14 protein-coding genes and 2 pseudogenes are annotated in these 16,834 nt (G+C 71.3%); 6 read left to right on the forward strand and 10 right to left on the reverse strand.

Annotation, left to right across the window (positions count from 1 at the left end; all coding sequences use genetic code 11):
- Positions 1-16: 16 nt before the first annotated feature.
- Positions 17-816, forward strand: a protein-coding gene (locus ACVGV0_RS04165) for an IS5 family transposase (RefSeq protein ID WP_459156287.1) whose coding sequence is annotated in 2 segments (ribosomal slippage) — positions 17-362 and positions 362-816 — 801 coding nt in all. Because the reading frame shifts where the segments join, the coding sequence is not laid out codon by codon here.
- Positions 817-1,354: 538 nt separating this feature from the next.
- Here the strand turns inward: ACVGV0_RS04165 and ACVGV0_RS04170 are convergent.
- The 4 genes from ACVGV0_RS04170 to ACVGV0_RS04185 form a co-directional block, all read right to left on the reverse strand.
- Positions 1,355-1,741 (reverse strand): helix-turn-helix domain-containing protein, encoded by a 387-nt coding sequence (locus ACVGV0_RS04170; protein ID WP_459158527.1) that lies wholly within the window; start codon positions 1,739-1,741, stop codon positions 1,355-1,357.
- A 62-nt stretch (positions 1,742-1,803) separates the two neighbouring features.
- Positions 1,804-2,139 carry a helix-turn-helix domain containing protein gene (locus ACVGV0_RS04175; protein ID WP_459159921.1) on the reverse strand — a complete coding sequence of 112 codons (336 nt, stop codon included), beginning with the start codon at positions 2,137-2,139 and terminating at the stop codon, positions 1,804-1,806.
- Positions 2,140-2,365: 226 nt separating this feature from the next.
- Positions 2,366-3,751 carry a GntP family permease gene (locus ACVGV0_RS04180; RefSeq protein WP_459158528.1) on the reverse strand — a complete coding sequence of 462 codons (1,386 nt, stop codon included), beginning with the start codon at positions 3,749-3,751 and terminating at the stop codon, positions 2,366-2,368.
- 67 nt (positions 3,752-3,818) lie between these two features.
- Positions 3,819-4,343 (reverse strand): gluconokinase, encoded by a 525-nt coding sequence (locus ACVGV0_RS04185; protein ID WP_459158529.1) that lies wholly within the window; start codon positions 4,341-4,343, stop codon positions 3,819-3,821.
- A gap of 274 nt (positions 4,344-4,617) precedes the next feature.
- Here ACVGV0_RS04185 and ACVGV0_RS04190 point away from each other — a divergent pair, with 274 nt between their 5' ends.
- Positions 4,618-5,382, forward strand: coding sequence for a FadR/GntR family transcriptional regulator (locus ACVGV0_RS04190; protein ID WP_459159922.1), 765 nt, complete (start codon positions 4,618-4,620; stop codon positions 5,380-5,382).
- Between the two features lie 86 nt (positions 5,383-5,468).
- On the opposite strand, the gene ACVGV0_RS04195 is transcribed toward ACVGV0_RS04190, so the two are convergent.
- From ACVGV0_RS04195 to ACVGV0_RS04210, 4 genes and pseudogenes are all read right to left on the reverse strand, one after another.
- Positions 5,469-5,597: an MFS transporter small subunit gene (locus ACVGV0_RS04195; RefSeq protein WP_459158530.1), complete on the reverse strand. Its 129-nt coding sequence runs from the start codon at positions 5,595-5,597 to the stop codon at positions 5,469-5,471.
- Positions 5,590-6,954: an OFA family MFS transporter gene (locus tag ACVGV0_RS04200; protein ID WP_459158531.1), complete on the reverse strand. Its 1,365-nt coding sequence runs from the start codon at positions 6,952-6,954 to the stop codon at positions 5,590-5,592. The genes ACVGV0_RS04195 and ACVGV0_RS04200 overlap by 8 nt, the downstream gene beginning before the upstream one ends.
- A 123-nt stretch (positions 6,955-7,077) precedes the next feature.
- Positions 7,078-7,569, reverse strand: a pseudogene (locus ACVGV0_RS04205) (ATP-binding cassette domain-containing protein); the annotation flags it as partial.
- Between the two features lie 96 nt (positions 7,570-7,665).
- A pseudogene (locus ACVGV0_RS04210) lies at positions 7,666-8,316 on the reverse strand (sugar phosphate isomerase/epimerase family protein); the annotation flags it as partial.
- On the opposite strand from ACVGV0_RS04210, the gene ACVGV0_RS04215 reads away from it, so the two are divergent.
- On the forward strand, positions 8,279-8,806 hold the full coding sequence (locus tag ACVGV0_RS04215) for a Gfo/Idh/MocA family oxidoreductase (RefSeq protein WP_459158532.1): 528 nt from the start codon (positions 8,279-8,281) through the stop codon (positions 8,804-8,806). The pseudogene ACVGV0_RS04210 and the gene ACVGV0_RS04215 sit on opposite strands and share 38 nt — an antisense overlap.
- Before the next feature lie 106 nt (positions 8,807-8,912).
- Positions 8,913-9,968 (forward strand): glycoside hydrolase family 43 protein, encoded by a 1,056-nt coding sequence (locus ACVGV0_RS04220; RefSeq protein ID WP_459158533.1) that lies wholly within the window; start codon positions 8,913-8,915, stop codon positions 9,966-9,968.
- A gap of 25 nt (positions 9,969-9,993) precedes the next feature.
- Here ACVGV0_RS04220 and gndA read toward each other — a convergent pair whose 3' ends face one another.
- Both gndA and ACVGV0_RS04230 read right to left on the reverse strand, forming a co-directional pair.
- Positions 9,994-11,451, reverse strand: a complete 1,458-nt coding sequence (gene gndA / locus ACVGV0_RS04225) for an NADP-dependent phosphogluconate dehydrogenase (protein WP_459158534.1) — start codon at positions 11,449-11,451, stop codon at positions 9,994-9,996.
- A gap of 148 nt (positions 11,452-11,599) precedes the next feature.
- Positions 11,600-12,778: an ROK family protein gene (locus ACVGV0_RS04230; protein ID WP_459158535.1), complete on the reverse strand. Its 1,179-nt coding sequence runs from the start codon at positions 12,776-12,778 to the stop codon at positions 11,600-11,602.
- A gap of 112 nt (positions 12,779-12,890) precedes the next feature.
- Between ACVGV0_RS04230 and ACVGV0_RS04235 the strand changes: the two genes are divergently transcribed.
- Positions 12,891-15,626, forward strand: coding sequence for a glycoside hydrolase family 3 C-terminal domain-containing protein (locus ACVGV0_RS04235; protein ID WP_459158536.1), 2,736 nt, complete (start codon positions 12,891-12,893; stop codon positions 15,624-15,626).
- 116 nt (positions 15,627-15,742) lie between these two features.
- Complete coding sequence (locus tag ACVGV0_RS04240; RefSeq protein ID WP_459158537.1) at positions 15,743-16,822, forward strand: LacI family DNA-binding transcriptional regulator; 1,080 nt, start codon at positions 15,743-15,745, stop codon at positions 16,820-16,822.
- Positions 16,823-16,834: the final 12 nt, after the last annotated feature.

Raw genomic sequence — 16,834 nt, forward strand, 5'->3', positions numbered from 1 at the left:
GTGAGATGATCTTGGTGTGACTGCGCCATGGATCGTCTCGGACGCGTTGTGGGAGCGCATCGAGCCGTTGCTGCCGGTACGCCCGGCCGGTAAGACCGGTCCGAAGCCGTTGCCGGACCGGCAGGTGCTCCAAGGCATCTTGTTCGTGCTCATCACGGGCATTGGGTGGGAAGACCTTCCCCAGGAGCTGGGGTTCGGTTCGGGGATGACCTGCTGGCGCCGGTTACGGGACTGGCACGAGGCGGGCGTCTTCGCTGAACTCCACGAAGTGCTGCTCGCCGAGCTACACGCAGCCGGTCAGATCGACTGGTCACGAGCGATCGTGGATTCGTCCCATGTGCAGGCGAAAAAAGGGGGTCAGCGACCGGCCCCAGCCCGGTAGACCGCGGCAAGACCGGCTCCAAGCACCACCTCATCACCGAGGGCCGCGGGCTGCCGCTCGCGGCCATCCTCACCGGCGGCAACCGCAACGACATCACCCAACTCCTCCCACTGGTCGAAGCCATCCCGCCCGTGCGCGGCCGACCTGGCCGACCGCGACGCAAGCCCGACGTTCTGGTCGCTGACCGTGGCTACGACTATGATCATCACCGGATTCTGTTGCGACAGCGGGGAATCCGACCGCTGATCAGCCGCCGTGGTACCCGGGACAACAACCAACCCGTGCGCTGGGTGATCGAACAAACCCTCGCACTACTGCACCAGTTCCGACGCCTGGCCACCCGCTGGGAGCGCCGCACCGACATCCACAACGGCTTCCTCACCCTGGCCACCAGCCTCATCTGCTGGCGCCGACTCCCACAACCAATGCGTTAGGAGCTCTAAGGAATCCCCCAGTATCGAGCTCCCCAGTTGACATACCGATCAGATGAGTAAGCTCAGGTTATAAGGCAACCGGAGGTTAGTAAACCAGATCGGTTAATACTTCACCCGATCTCCAGAGTGATTGTTACACAGGGTAATAATTCGATGAAATAATTAGTCCGTTAGAGTTACTAACGGTTGCGGCGAGGGCTGCAACCGGATACGTACAGTTGTTCTTTTTGCGTCCGGGTCGCCTGCGTGGATGGCGCTGCGGACTGCGTTGATGAGCTGGGTCGCGTGCTGCGGGGATGCTCGGATCCGGTGCAGGATTCTCCGGCTTGTGAGCTTGGCGTTGGCGCTCGCCGGGTCCGCGTAGCCGTGCGTGCGGGGCTTTGACGGCCTTCTGATTCGCCGACAGGCGAGGACGCTCGTCGAGATCGTCGTTGCGTGCTCGGCGGCGTTGAGGGACTTCGACGTTCACTCCGGCGCCGCGGTAGGCGCTGTTGGCCACGACCGGATCCTGGCGGCCCAGGGCGTCGATGCGGCGTGTTCACGTGCCTCGCCCATGTCGTACCGAGGACTCGGTAGCGCGGGCGAGGTTTAGATCAGGCGTCCGGCCGGGTCCGCGATGAACTGGACATTCATTCCGTGGCTCTTGTAAGAGGCGATCCCGGCCCGTAGCCAGGCCGACCCGGTCGATCTGCAACAGGGTGCCGTCAAGGAGGACAAACGCCTTCCGAACCGCGATCGCGATCGCCTGGTCCAGCCGGGAGCGGGCGGCCAGGACCTGCAGGGCTTCGTGGATGTCGCGGAGGACCGTGGTCACGCCAATGTCGAAGCCGATCGCGAGGTCGGTGTAGGTCTCGCCTTTGCGCAGGTAGGCCACCACCAGCAACGCTTGCTGGCCCGCCTCCAGGCGCCGCCACCGCGTGGACATCAGGTGTCACCTGCCCGGGGGTGACCCTTATCGCGGGTCGGGACGCCGCGCTCGTGCAGGCGCTAGCGCACGGTGCCCGCGGCGACATCCATGCGTGCGGCGATCCGGGCCAGCGACCACCTCTGGTTGTAGAGCCGGACGGCGTCGTCGATCTGCTCGGCGGACAGGCCGCGGCGGCGCATCGGGACACCGTGGCGGTGCAGGATCGTGGACACGGTGCGGCGCTCGATGCCGAACTGGTCGCCCAGCTCGTAGACTGTGGCGCCGGACTGGTAGCCCTCGATCAGTTGCTGCACTCGGTCGTCGGGGAGGCGCCGGGTGCGGCCGGGCTTTGCCCGCTTCGGTGACGGTTGGGGCGGTGTAGCCAGGTTAGGCAGCTTCGTCCGCAGTGTTTCCAGGACGCTGACCTGGGCCTTTGTGTTCGAGTAAGCTCCCACAACCTCCACCAGCGAAAACGGGCCGCCGGAGTGCTCCGGCGGCCCGTTTTGACGTCGACGGGTGGCATCAACCGTGGTCGGGGGAGCGGTCCCTCCGGTGCGCCGCACCGCTCGCGAGCGGTGCGGCGCAGCGAGCGGACGTTCTCGCGGCGTGGAACTGGCTGGGACGGCTCGGGTCCGGTTCCCGTCAGGCGAGGACGAACAGCAGGGAGGAGAGGCCGAAGCCCAGCAGACCGATGGTGGTCTGCATGACGGTCCAGGTCTTCAGCGTCGTCTTCACGTCCATCTCGAAGAAGCGGCCCACCAGCCAGAATCCGGAGTCGTTGACGTGGCCCGCGGTGACCGACCCGGCCGCCAGCGCCAGCACCAGCGCGGCCTGCTGCACCGAGCTGAACTCGTGCGCGAGCACCACCGGCTGGACCAGACCCGCGGCCGTTGTCAGCGCCACGGTGGCCGAGCCCTGCGCGATCCGGAGCACGGCGGCGATCGCGTAGGCGGCGACGATCACCGGCATGCCGATGTTCGACATGACGTCCGAGAGCGCGTCGCCGATGCCGCTGGCCTGCAGCACACCGCCGAACATGCCGCCGGCCCCGGTGATCAGGATGATCGCGCAGACCGGTCCGAGCGCGGAGTCCAGCAGCTTCTCGACGATCTCCTGGCTGCGTCCCCGGCGGGTGCCCAGCACGTAGGTCGCGACGAAGACGGTGATCAGCAGCGCGACCGAGGTGTCGCCCAGGGCGCGGGCGACCTGGAACCAACCGGCGTCGGAGTTGAGCCAGCCCGCTTCGCCGGCGGTGTTCAGCCCCGTGTTGGCGAAGATCAGCAGCAGCGGGAGCAGCAGCAGCGAGACCACGGTCCGCGCCGGGGGAGGGGTCTCGTCGCGCTGCACCGGGCTGCCGCCGCTGAGCAGTTCCGGAACCGGCAGCACGATGCGCCTGCCCGCCCAGACGCCGTAGAGGTAGCTGGTCACGTACCAGGTGGGCAGCACGACCACGAGGGCGAGGGCGAGGACCAGTCCGACGTCGGCGCCCAGCAGGCCGCTGGCGGCGACCGGTCCGGGGTGCGGGGGGACGAAGACGTGCATCACGGAGAACGCGCCCGCGGTGGGCAGGGCGTAGCGCAGCACGCCGCCGCCGAGCCGGCGTGCCACCGCGAACACGATCGGCAGCATCACGACCAGGCCCGCGTCGAAGAAGATCGGGAACCCGAAGATCAGCGATGCGATCCCCAGCGCCAGGGGAGCGCGCCGCTCGCCGAACCTGCTCAGCAGCGCGTCGGTCAGCGACTGCGCACCTCCGCTGACTTCGAGCAGCCGGCCGAACATCGCGCCGAGGCCGACCAGCAGCGCCACGCTGGCCAGGGTGGACCCGAAGCTCTCGGTGAGGGTGTCGATGATCTGCCCGGCCGGGATCCCGGCGGCGAACGCGGTGCCGAGGCTGACCGCGACGAGCGCGAGGAAGGCGTGCACGCGCAGCTTGATGATCAGGACCAGGAGCACGGCGACCGCGGCCGCGGCGATGCCGAGCAGCGGTCCCGGCCCCATGGTCTGGGTCCAGCCATCGATGTTCATTCACGAGCTCCGTTGCTGTGTTCCGTGCTGGCGGGTTTCCGGGGCGGCGGGGGTTCCGGTGCGCCGCTCAGCGCGCGGCGGGGCGGAGGTCGAGCTCGGTCGCCGCGAGGGTCCGGCGCACGACGTCCTCCGGGGTGCGGGCGGTGTCGACGGTCACCCCCTCCTCGTCCGGGTGCAGCGGTTCGAGATCGCCGAACTGCGAGCGCAGCAGCGAGGAGGGCATGAAGTGCCCGGAGCGGTCCGCGAGTCGCCGCCCGACGGTTTCGGCGGAGCCGGCGAGGTGCACGAACCGGACGTCGGCCCGGGATCGCCGCAGGACGTCGCGGTAGCTCCGCTTCAGCGCGGAGCAGGTCACGATCGTGCTCACCGCCTCGGCCGAGTGCCGCGCGATCCAGTCGCGGAGGCTCCGCAGCCACGGCATCCGGTCCTCGTCGGTGAGCGGGAGGCCCGCCGCCATCTTGTCGATGTTGGCCTCGGGGTGGAACTCGTCGGCCTCGGCCAGGGGCCATCCGAGGCGGTGGGCGAGCAGCTGGGCGACGGTGCTCTTCCCCGACCCCGAAACGCCCATCACCACCAGGCACGTGGATGTCATACCGCCTCCTCCGCGCTGCCCCGCTCGTCGTGCCGAGCACCCGCGCCGTTAAAAGTATTACCTTTGGCGGTGAAAGGTATCACCAAAGTGTGTGACGGGGAAGACACGCGGGACTGGGTAATCTGCGTAGGTGACACCAGCAGGCGTCGAGCGGGGGAGCAGCGTGACGAGGTCCGGACGCGGGGAGAGCGGGCAGCGGGCCGGATCGGCGAGCAGCGCCGGACCGCGGAGCGCCGGGGCCGGCAACGGCGCGGGGGAGGCGAAGCCCGGGGCGCTGCACAGCGACGTGCTGGACACGATCGGCCGGGAGATCACCGGCGGCCAGTTGCCCACCGGGCACGTGCTGACGCTCGACGTGCTCGAGGAGCGCTTCGGGGTCTCGCGCACGGTGGCGCGGGAGAGCATGCGGATCCTGCAGTCGATGGGGCTGGTCACGTCGCGGCGGCGGGTCGGGATCACCGTGCAGCCCCGGGAGTCCTGGAACGTGTTCGACCCGCGCGTGATCTGGTGGCGGCTCGCGGGCGAGGGGCGCGACGCCCAGCTGCGTTCGCTGACCGAGCTGCGCATCGCGGTGGAGCCGCTGGCCGCGGCCTCCGCCGCGCGCAACGCCTCCGGCGAGGTGCGGTCGCGGGTGGTGGAGCTGTCGGCGGCGATGCGCGCCCGGGGCGAAGCCGGCGAGCTCGACGAGTTCCTCGAGGTCGACGTCGAGTTCCACACCGCGCTGTTGCGGGCCAGCGGCAACGAGATGTTCGAGGCGCTGGCCGACGTGGTCGCCGTGGTGCTGCGGGGGCGCACGCAGCTCGGGCTGATGCCGCACCAACCGGTGTCGCAGGCGCTGGCGCTGCACGAGCAGGTGGCGGAGGCGGTCGCCGACGCGCGCTCCGACGACGCCGAGAACGCGATGCGGGAACTGCTCGCCGAGGTCCGCGACGCCGTGGTCCCGGTGTGGCGGCGCCCCCGCGACGGCGAAGTCGGCGGGACCCGCAGCGGCGACCTCGACGGCGACTTCGGCGGTGAGCCGGGCACCGACGACCGCTGAGCGCGCCGCACCCCGGCCGCGGGGGCTTTTCCCGAGAAGTGGTCACCGCGGCACCGTCGTGCGCGGCCACGCGGTCGCCCTCGGCCTCACCCGGTGAACAGCTGCGCGATCTGGCGCACGAGTTCGGCGAAACCGTAGGCGAAGGGCAGGCCGACCCACAGCCAGGTGAGCGCCAGCAGGGCGGGGCGGGGTTTCGTCGGGGGCTGCTCAGCCATGGCGGGCCTCCTGCGCGGTCTCCGCGCGCTCGTCGCCGGGCAGGTGGTGCTTCGGGTGGACCGGGCGGATCAGCTCGTTGGCGAGGAAGCCCACCACGAGCAGGCCGATCATGATGGACAGCGACGTGCCGTACAGCGCCGGACCGGACTTGCCGGCCGCTGCCTGGCTGTCGGCCACCGCGTTGACGATCAGCGGCCCGAGCACCCCGGCCGCCGACCACGCGGTGAGCAGGCGGCCGTGGATCGCGCCGACCTGGTAGGTGCCGAACAGGTCCTTCAGGTACGCGGGGACCGTGGAGAAACCCGCTCCGTAGAAGGACAGGATCACCAGCGCGGCGAGGACGAACACGGCCTTCGAGCTGTCCCCGCTGAGCACGATCGCCAGGTAGAGCAGCGCACCACCGCCGAGGTAGAGGCGGTAGATGTTCTTGCGGCCCACGACGTCGGAGGCGGACGACCAGGCGAACCGGCCGAGCATGTTCGTCAGCGACAGCATCGCGACGAACCCGGAGGCGGCCGCCGCCGAGACCGGCGCCGAGGTGTTCGCGAAGAAGTCCGTGATCATCGGCGAGGCCTTCTCCAGGATGCCGATGCCCGCGGTGACGTTGAAGCACAGCACCACCCACACGAGCCAGAACTGCGGTGTGCGCAGGGCGGTGTTCGCCGCGACGCTGGCGTTCCCGAGCACCCCGCCGGCGGAGTTCTCCGGGTGCCACCCGCGGGGCCGCCAGCCCTCCGCGGGCAGGCGGACGAGCAGCACGCCGAGTCCCATGAACACCGCGTAGACCACGCCGTGCACCGCGAAGCTCGCGGCGATCCCGCCCGCGGACTCGCCGAAGGACGACAGCATCTGGTTGGACCACGGGGAGGCGATCAGCGCGCCGCCGCCGAAGCCCATGATGGCGATGCCGGTGGCCATGCCCGGCCGGTCCGGGAACCACTTCATCAGCGTGGACACCGGGGAGATGTAGCCGATGCCGAGCCCGATGCCGCCGATCGCGCCGTAGCCGAGCACCACGAGCCAGTACTGCCCGGTCAGCGCGCCGAGGGCGGAGACGAGGAAGCCGCTGGAGAAGCACACCAGGGACACGAACATCGCCCAGCGCGGGCCCCTGCGCTCCACCACGGTCCCGCCGAAGGCGGCCGACAGCCCGAGCATGACGATGGCGAGCTGGAACGGCAGCGCGCTCTGCGTACCGCTCAGCCCGAGCGATCCTTCCAGCGGAGGTTTGAACACGCTCCACGCGTAGACCTGGCCGATCGCCAGGTGCACCGACAGCGCGGCGGGCGGGATGAGCCATCGGTTCCAGTCCAGGGGCGCCACGATCCGGCTGCGCTCCAGAAAGCCGACGGCCATGCGTGCCTCCAGCGTCCTCGTTGAACCATCAACTTCTCCTGGCGGGCACGCAGCATGGCATTGCGCCTTTCGGGCGGAAACCCCGTCGCCGCGCACCGCGTCCGGATCGTGACCCGCCCCGGTTCAGCCGGTCGGATCGCGCCAGACGGGCTGGGGGCTCTCGCGCACCCGTCCGTTGCCGTGGAATACGAGGAACCGGTCGAACGACCGGGCGAACCAGCGGTCGTGCGTCACGGCGAGCACCGTGCCCGCGAACTGCTCGAGATCCGCCTGCAGCGCCTCGGCCGAGAGCAGGTCGAGGTTGTCGGTGGGTTCGTCGAGCAGCAGCAGGTTGGCCCCTTCCAACTCGAGCAGCAGGATCTGCAGGCGAGCCTGCTGACCGCCGGAGAGCGCGTCGAACGGTCGCCGCGCCGCCTGCACGAGGTCGTAGCGGGCCAGCACCCGATGGGCTTCCTCTCGCGCCATCCCGGACCGGTGCGGACCACCGCCGATGAGCAGCTCCAACAGCTCCGTCCCGCGGAACTCCGGGTGTTCGTGCGTTTGCGCGAACATGCCCGGAACCACCCGCGCGCCCAGGCGCGCGGTGCCGGTGTGAACGACCGGTTCGCCCGCCACCTGCGCCCCGCTGCCGCCGGTGATGTCCTGCTCCCGCCGCGCACGCGCGACCGGCGGGAGCCACCCGCGCTTGATCCACCCTCGCTGGTCCGCCGGCTAGTCGGACGACGAGAACGCGGCGTCGAACGCGGCGGCCGGCGGGTCGATCGCCGCGAGCCTGCGGACCAGCTGCAACGCTTCCGGCGCGCCGAGCATGCGGTCCATGCCGGCGTCCTCCCACTCGACCGAGACGGGTCCGTCGTAGCCGATGGAGTTGAGCATCCGGAAGATGCCCTCCCACGGCACATCACCGTGGCCGGTGGAGACGAAGTCCCACCCGCGCCGCGGATCGGCCCACGGCAGGTGCGAGCCCAGCCGCCCGTTGCGCCCGTTGAGCTGCTTGACCGCCTCCTTGCAGTCCACGTGCTGGATCCGGTCCCGGAAGTCCCACAGGAACATCAGCGGGTCGAGGTCCTGCCAGACGAAGTGGCTGGGGTCGAAGTTCAGCCGGAAGGCCTCGCGGTGCCCCACGGCCTCGAGGGCGCGCCGGGTCGTCCAGTAGTCGTAGGCGATCTCGCTGGGGTGCACCTCGTGGGCGAACCGCACGCCGACCTCGTCGAAGACGTCGAGGATCGGGTTCCAGCGGGCGGCGAAGTCGGCGTAGCCGCGTTCGACCATCTCCGGCGGCACCGGCGGGAACATCGCCACGGTGTGCCAGATCGACGAACCCGTGAAGCCGACCACGGTGGACACCCCGAGCGACGCGGCGCGGTTCCTGCTGGACGCCGACGCGGTGGCGGTCTACTGCGAGGAGTACAACCCGTCGTGGAGCTGGTACCGCGGGGACGCCGCGACCACGGCGGTCTTCGAGATGTCCTCGGGCGCGCGGTTCGTCTACACGGGATCGTGGTGCAGCCCCGGGTTGGAGACGTCGTGGAACAGCCGGTGGCGGGTCAGCGCCGAGCACGGCGCGGCGCGGTGGGACGGTGACGGCCTGCCGCGGGCGGAGCTGGCCGAGTTCGGTGAGCAGCTCGCCGACATCGGTGCGGGTGAGGAGTACCCGGGCGACGGGATCGCGGGCTCGTTGGCGTTGTTCGTGCGCGCGCTGCGCACCGGACGGCCGCCGATGGGCGAGTGCCACGACAACCTGCGCAGCTTGGCCATGGTGCACGCGGCCATCGCCTCGGCCGTGGAGCAGACCCGCGTGGCGGTGGACGACGTGCTGCGCACGGCCGAGGAGGAGGTGTTGGCCAGCTGATCGCCGCAGGGCGGTTCCCGCGTTCAGCGGATGTGCGCCGCGCGCGCTCCGCGACACACTGGACGTAATGCCGAACTAAGGCCGATATTTCGCACACGGAGGTGTCATGTCGCGAGGACCGCTCTGGACCCGCCGGCAGTGGCTCGGCGCCGGTACCGCGGTGGGCGCCGGGTTGGCCCTGGGTGGGCTTCCGGTGGCGCACGCGCGCGGCCGGCGGGGTGCCACCAACCCGCTCATCCACCAGCGCGCCGACCCGTTCGTCGTGCGGCACGACGACGGGATGTACTACTTCACCGCGTCCGTGCCGGAGTACGACCGGGTCGTCGTGCGCGCCGCGCCGACGCTGGCCGGCCTGGCCGAGGCCCGGGAGGTCGTGGTGTGGCGCCGTCCGGCGGAAGGGGCGATGGCGGGCAACATCTGGGCCCCCGAGCTGCACTTCGTCGACGGCCGCTGGTACGTCTACGTCGCCGCCGGGGATTCCGCGGACCCGTTCCGCATGCGGATGTACGTGCTGGAGTGCGCGGCGGCCGACCCGCGGGCCGACCGGTGGCGGGTGCTCGGGCGCATCACCACGCCGCTGGACACGTTCGCCCTCGACGCCACCACGTTCGAGCACCGCGGGAAGCGGTACCTGTGCTGGGCGCAGACCGATCCGGACGCCGGCACCAAGAGCGACCTCTTCCTCGCCGAGATGGCCTCCCCGGTGGCGCTGGCCACGGATCCGGTGCGCATCTCCGCGCCCGAGCACGACTGGGAGCGGCGCGGTTTCAGCGTGAACGAGGGGCCCGCGGCGCTGTCCCGGAACGGTCGGGTGTTCCTGTCGTACTCGGCCAGCGCCACCGACGCGAACTACTGCGTCGGGCTGCTGACCGCCGATGGCGGGGCGGACCTGCTCGATCCGGGGGCGTGGCGCAAGGACCCGGAACCGGTGCTGCGCAGCAGCCCGGAGAACAGCCAGTACGGCCCCGGGCACAACTCGTTCACCGTCAGCGAGGACGGCACCACCGACGTCCTCGTCTACCACGCGCGGCCGTACGAGCACATCGACGGCGACCCGCTGTACGACCCGAACCGGCACACCCGGGTGCAGCAGCTGCGCTACCACGCGGACGGAACGCCGGACTTCGGCGTGCCGGTGCCCGACGGGCCGGTCCCGCTGTGACGTCCGAGCACCGGGTGCGGTCGCCTCAGTCCACGCGCTCCTCGGGGCGGCCCTGCTCGGCCCAGCGGGTGTGGAAGACGCCGTCGCGGTCGGTGCGGCGGTAGGTGTGCGCACCGAAGAAGTCGCGCTGCGCCTGGGTGAGCGCCGCCGGCAGCGCACTCGAGCGGAGACTGTCGAAGTAGGACAGCGCGGCCGAGAATCCCGGCGTGGGAACGCCGATCGTGACCGCTGTGGACACCACGCGGCGCCAGGCCTGCTGCGCGTCGGACAGCGCGGCGGCGAAGGAGGGGTCGGCCAGCAGGCTCGGCAGGTCCGGCCGGGCGTCGAAGGCGGCCCGGATGTCGTCGAGGAACCGGGCGCGGATGATGCAGCCGGCGCGCCAGATCGCCGCGATGCGGCCGCGGTCGATGTTCCAGTCGTTCTCGGTGCTGCCGGCCGCGATCTGGTGGAAGCCCTGCGCGTAGGCGACGATCTTCGACGCGTACAGCGCCTTTTCGACGTCCTCGGCCATGTTCCGCGCCGTCTCCGCGTCCATCGCGGCCTGCGGGCCCGGGAGGTCGCGGGCCGCATCGCGCTGCTCCGCGTGCCCGGACAGGGAACGGGCGAACACGGCCTCGGCGATGCTGTTCACCGGCACGCCGAGGTCGAGGGCCTGGCGCACCGTCCAGCGGCCGGTGCCCTTCTGCTCGGCCTGGTCGAGCACCACGTCCACGAACGGCGCCCCGGTGCCGGGATCGCGGTGGGCGAGCACCTCGGCGGTGATGTCGACGAGGAACGAGTCCAACCGGCCCCGGTTCCACCCGCGGAAGACCTCGGCGATCTGCTCGCAGGACATCCCCGCGCCGCGGCGCAGCAGGTCGTAGGCCTCGGCGATGAGCTGCATGTCGGCGTACTCGATGCCGTTGTGCACCATCTTGGCGAAGTGCCCCGCCGCGTCCGGGCCGACGTGCGTGACGCACGGGCTGCCGTCGGGTGCGCGCGCGGCGATCGCCTCCAGCATCGGGCCGAGCGCCTGCCAGGCCTCGGCGGAGCCGCCCGGCATGATGCTCGGGCCGTGCAGCGCCCCCTCCTCACCGCCGGACACCCCGGTGCCGACGAAGTGGATGCCGCGCTCCCGCAGCGCCCGTTCGCGGCGGATCGTGTCGGCGAAGTGCGCGTTGCCCGCGTCGATGATGATGTCGCCTTCGTCCATGTGCGAGGCGAACTCGGTGATCACCGCGTCCGTGGCGGGGCCTGCCTGGACCATGGTGACGAGCCGCCGCGGGCGCTGCAGCGCGGCCACGCACTCCTCGGGGGATTCGCTGGGCACGAACCGCCCCTCGTGGCCGAATTCGTCCACCAGCGCGCGGGTGCGCGCGGAGGTGCGGTTGTGCAGGGCCACCGCGTAGCCGTTGCGGGCGAAGTTGCGGGCGAGGTTGCGGCCCATCACCGCGAGACCGGTCACGCCGATCTGCGCCTGCTCCGCGTTCGAGGGGGAACCCATCAGCTCACCTTCGGTCGTGTCGACGAGACGTGCCGTTCCGGGCGAGTACACCGGTTGTGCGCCGCGCGCGCATGCCGCGGCGCGTCCCGGGTCGAGCGGCGGGGTCATTCTGCCGGGCTAGGGCGCGGTGCGGCCATCCGCGCGGTGATCAGTCGAACTGGGTCAGGTACTGGTTGACGGCAGCTTCGGCCGCGCCCAGCAGGCCGCCGTGCTCGCCCAATTCTGCCGGGCACAGCTGCAGCGGCACGTCCGGGCCGCGGAACTCGGCCAGTGCGGTTTCCAGGTCCGCGCGGGCGTGCTGCAGCAGCGGGGAGAGCAGTCCGCCGAGGATGACGCGCTCCGGGTTGAGGATGTTGGCCAGGTTGGCCAGTCCCTTGGCGGTGGGCGTGCACAGCGCGCGCAGCGCCTCGACGGCGTCGGTGTCGGTGGCGGCGCGGGCGAGCAGGTCGTTCAGCGCCGCGTGCCGGTCCTGCGGGTCGTGCACGCCGGCGTGGCGCAGCAGCGCGTCCGCGCCGATCTCGGTTTCCCAGCACCCGCGCCCGCCGCAGCGGCACCGCCGCCCGCCGGGGTCGGTGATCATGTGCCCGATCTCGCCGGCGTAGCCGGTGTGCCCGGTCAACACCCGGTCGCGGGTGATGATGCCGCCGCCGACGCCGACTTCGGCGGAGACGTAGACGAGTTCGCCGCAGTCGCGCCCCGCGCCGCGGCGCTGTTCGGCCAGCGCGGCCAACCGGGCTTCGTTGCCGATGACGATCGGCAGTGGCAGCGCGGCGGACCGGCGCAGCTCCGCGCCGAGGCTCAGGTCGTGCCAGTCCAGGTTGGGCGCGTGCATGACCTGACCGTCGGCACTGCGCACGAGTCCGGGCACGGCGACGCCGAGTGCGATCGGCTCATCGTCGGCCCGGCGCGTGCGGTCGGCGATGAGCTCGGTGATCTGGGTGAGGCTGCGCGCGGGCGCGCCGGGGTCCCGATCGTGCGGCACGTGCTCCTCGTCGAGCAGCGCGCCGCCGAATCCGACGCGGCTGATGCGGATCGTGTCCACCTCGATCGCCACGGCCAGCACCTGGGCGCTGTCGTCGCGCGGGGAGACGATCCGCGGCGGGCGGCCGCGGCCGCCCTGCGGACCCGCCGCTTCGCCTTCTGCGGCCAGGCCGCGCTCGGCGAGTTCGGCGACGAGGTCGGCCACGGCGCTGCGGGTCAGTCCGGTGACCTCGCACAGGTCCGCGCGGCTCGTGGGCCCGTGCAGGTGGAGCTGCTGCAGGATCGTGCGCAGGTTGTGGCGGCGCAGGCCGGCCGGGGCGCGACCGGGCGTGGTCGAAGCAGTCACTGGTTCCTCGTTTCGGCAGGATCCCCGACCAGTATCGCCGATGGAGCGGGGTTGACGGAGCGGGCATTTTGTTTTTTCCTCTTTAAAATCATATTTGACGGAGGTCGATGCGATGACTCGGAAACGACCGTTCCTGCTCGCCACGGCGCTGAGCCTGTCCGCTGCCTGCCTCGGAACGACCGCCTCGACCGCGGCGGCCGAACCACCCGTCTACCGCGACTCGTCCTACGCCCCGGCCGAACGCGCGGCCGACCTCGTCTCCCGCATGACCGTCGAGGAGAAGGCCCAGCAGCTCACCTCCAGCCAGGCCCCGGCGATCCCGCGCCTGGGCGTCAAGGCCTACGGGTGGTGGAACGAGGCCATCCACGGGGTCTCGCGGGAGCAGACCAACGACGGCGACGACCCGCCGGACCTGGTCAACACCACGTCCTACCCGACGAGCCTGTCCATGGGCGCGACCTGGGACCCGGAGCTCGTGCACGAGGTGGCCGACCAGGTCTCCAGCGAGGCCCGGGAAGTGGTGCGGGACAACCGCCTCGACCTCAACTTCTACTCGCCGACGGTCAACCTCGGCCGCGACCCGCGGTGGGGTCGCAACGACGAGACCTACGGCGAGGACCCGAAACTCACCGCGGAACTGGCCGCGCAGTACGTCAACGGGATGGAGGGCAAGGACCGCAACGGCGAGCTGCGGCCGGACAGCGGCGGGTACCTCAAGACCAGCACCACCATCAAGCACTTCGCCGCGAACAACAGCGAGTACAACCGCACCACCGGATCGTCCGACATGGACGAGAGCACGCTGCGGCAGTACTACGCCAAGCCCTTCGAGGAGGTCCTCGACCGCACCCAACCGGGGTCGATCATGACCGCCTACAACCGGGTCAACGGCGTGCCGGCCACGGCCAGCACGCACCTGGTCGACACGCTCGCGCGCAAGACGTTCGGGTTCCGCGGGTTCTTCACGACCGACTGCGACTCGGCCCGCGAGATGCAGCACGGGCACCACTGGCAGCCGCCGGGTCGTGACGAGCCCGTCGGGCCGGTGGAGCGCAACGCCTACGCCAACGCGGCCGGGGTGGACCTGAACTGCAACCAGGGCCTGCACGACGAGCACCACTACGGCAACACGCTGCCCACTGCCGCGGAGCGGGGCACGCGAACCTCGAACGGTGCCTACACCGAGCACTTCCTGGACGCCTCGCTCGTGCGGATGTTCACCACCCGCATCCGGCTGGGCGAGTTCGACTCCGACGCGAACAACCCGTGGGTGCAGCGGGCGCGGGAACGCGTCCCGCGCGGCAGCTGGGAGAACTCCGAGGCGAACGAGGCCGTCACGCAGACCGACGAGCGGCTCGACCTCGCCCGGCGCGCCGGCAGCGAATCCCTCGTGCTGCTGCAGAACGACCCCGCGGCCGACGGCGAGAAGGTCCTGCCGCTCGACGTGCCGCGCAGCGGCCCCTTCCGCGTCGCGGTCGTCGGCGACTACGCCAACCCGGAGCAGATGTACCTGGGCGGTTACTCCAGTGAGCAGGGGCCGTCGGGCCGGGCCAACAACGTCAACGGCTTCGAAGGGGTCAAGCGGGCGATCAAGCGGATCAACCCGCAGGCCACCGTGGACTACCTGCCCGGTACGGATCCGCAGGATCCCACCAAGGCCAACGCCGAATCGATCCGCAAGGCCGCGAACTACGACACGGCCCTGGTCTACGCGGGCACCGACGACGACCACGCCGAGGAGGAGAAGGACCGCGGGACGCTGCAACTGCCCGAACCGCAGACCGACCTGATCGAAGGCGTCGCGCACAGCAACCCGAACACCGCGGTGTACCTGGAAACCGTCGGCGCGGTCGACGTGACGCGCTTCGCCGACGACGTGCCCGCCATCCTGTGGAGCTCCTACAACGGGCAGCGCAAGGGCCAGGCCCTCGCCGACGTGCTCACCGGTGAGCACAACCCGAGCGGGCACCTGCCGTTCACCTGGTACCGCGGCGACGAGCAGCTGGGCGAACTCGGCGACTACGACATCCGGCCGCACGAGGGCGATCCCGGGCGCACCTACCGGTACTTCCAGGGCGAGCCCTCCTACTCCTTCGGCCACGGCCTGAGCTACGGCGACTTCGACTACGGCGAGCTGCGCGTCGACCGCGGCAGCGTCGACGCCAACGGGGCCGTGACCGCGCGGACCACGATCACCAACCGCTCGGACACCGCCGGCTCCGACGTCGTGCAGCTGTACTCGAGCTCGCAGCAGCGGGGCGGGAGCTCGCAGCAGCGGGGCGGGGACGACCCGCGGCCGGACAAGCGCCTGGCCGATTTCCAGAAGGTGCGGCTGAAACCGGGCGAGAGCACCGAGGTCGCCTTCCGCGTGCCCGTGCGCGAGCTGGCCTTCTTCGACGAGCAGCAGAACCGCTACACCGTCGACGACGCCTACGAGCTGCAGCTCGGCCGCTCCAGCGCGGACGTGGCCGACCAGCAGCGCGTGGACGTCACCGGCGAGCTCGCGCCGCAGCCGGAGTCGGTGTCGGTGACACCGCAGGCCGCCGGTGACCCGGAGGGCAGCAACGCCTCCCGCGTGATGTACGCGCCGGGCACCGACATCGACCCGCGCCCGACGGTGGCGATGTCGGACGGCACCCGCCGCGGCTACGACGCCGAAGGCACCGCCGCGCAGCTGCCTCCGGGGATGCGCATCAGCTACGAGTCCAACCGCCCCGACGTGGTGCAGGTCGACGACAACGGTGTGCGCGCCCGCTCGGCCGGGGTGGCCACGGTGACCGCGACCGTCGAACACCGCGGTCAGACGCAGCGGACGTCCTTCGCCGTGCACGTCGGCAACGGGGCGTGAGCCCACCGCCGAACCGCCCCGCCCGCACTCGGCGTACCCGCATCCGTCCTCGGGGCCGGCCCCGCCGGTCCCGAGGACGGTCGTTCCCCCGACCCCTACCGCGGAGAGGTGGTGCCATGTGCGACGTGGCCGGTGAGGAGGGGCGCACCCGCCACGGCCGCCCGACCCGCGCGGCGGAGGGCAGCGGTGGCACCGGGGCGCGGAACCGGGTGACCATCTACGACGTGGCCCGGCACTGCGGCGTGGCGGCCTCGACGGTCTCCCGCGCCTTCGCGCGGCCCGCGCGGGTCAGCGCTGGCACGCGCGAACGCGTTCGCGCCGCAGCGCACGCGCTCGGCTACGTGCCGTCCGAACGCACCTGGGTGGACGCGGGTGCCCGCGGGCGGACCGTGACGCTCGTCGTCTCCGACATCGCCAACCCGTACTACGGACCGCTGGTCAAGGCGGTCCAGCGGCGCGCGCTCGAACGCGGCTACACCCTCGCGCTGGCGGACAGCGACGAATCCCCGCGCGTCGAGGCGAGCAACGCCAAGAGCCTGCTCGCCGCCTCCGGCGGGGCGATCCTCGCGACCTCGCGGTTGTCCGACGACGTCGTCGACGGGCTCGCGCGCACCGTCCCCCTGGTCATGCTCAACCGGGCGTCCGCGCGCGTGCCCACGCTCGTCTGGGACACGGCCGGCGGCATGCGCCGGGCGGTGCAGCACCTGGCCGAACTCGGCCACCGCGACGTCGCCTACCTCGCCGGACCGCGCAACTCCTGGATGAACAGCGAGCGGTGGCGGGCCGTGCGGGAGGAGTCCGCGCGTCTGGGACTGCGGGCCTCCCCGCTCGGACCGTGCGCGCCCACGCGCCGCGCGGGTTACGAGGCCGCCGCGCGGCTGGAACGCGCCGCGGTCACGGCCGTGCTCGCCTACAACGACCTCATCGCCATCGGCGCGGTGCGCCGCCTGCTCGCAGCGGGGGTGCGCGTGCCCGAGGAGATGAGCGTCGTCGGCTGCGACGACATCTTCGGTGCCGATCTCGTGGAGCCCGGGCTGACCACGTTGCACGGCCCGGCGGCGGAGATGGGCGCCGCCGCCGTGGACGTGCTGCACGCGTGGGCCGCCTCGCGCGCAGCGCAACCGCGCTGCACGACCTTCACCGCCGAGCTCGTCGTGCGCGCCTCGACCGGTCCCGCCCCGGATCACGGCAACTGATGGCAACTCATT

The sequence above is a fragment of the Salinifilum ghardaiensis genome (genome assembly GCF_054491345.1).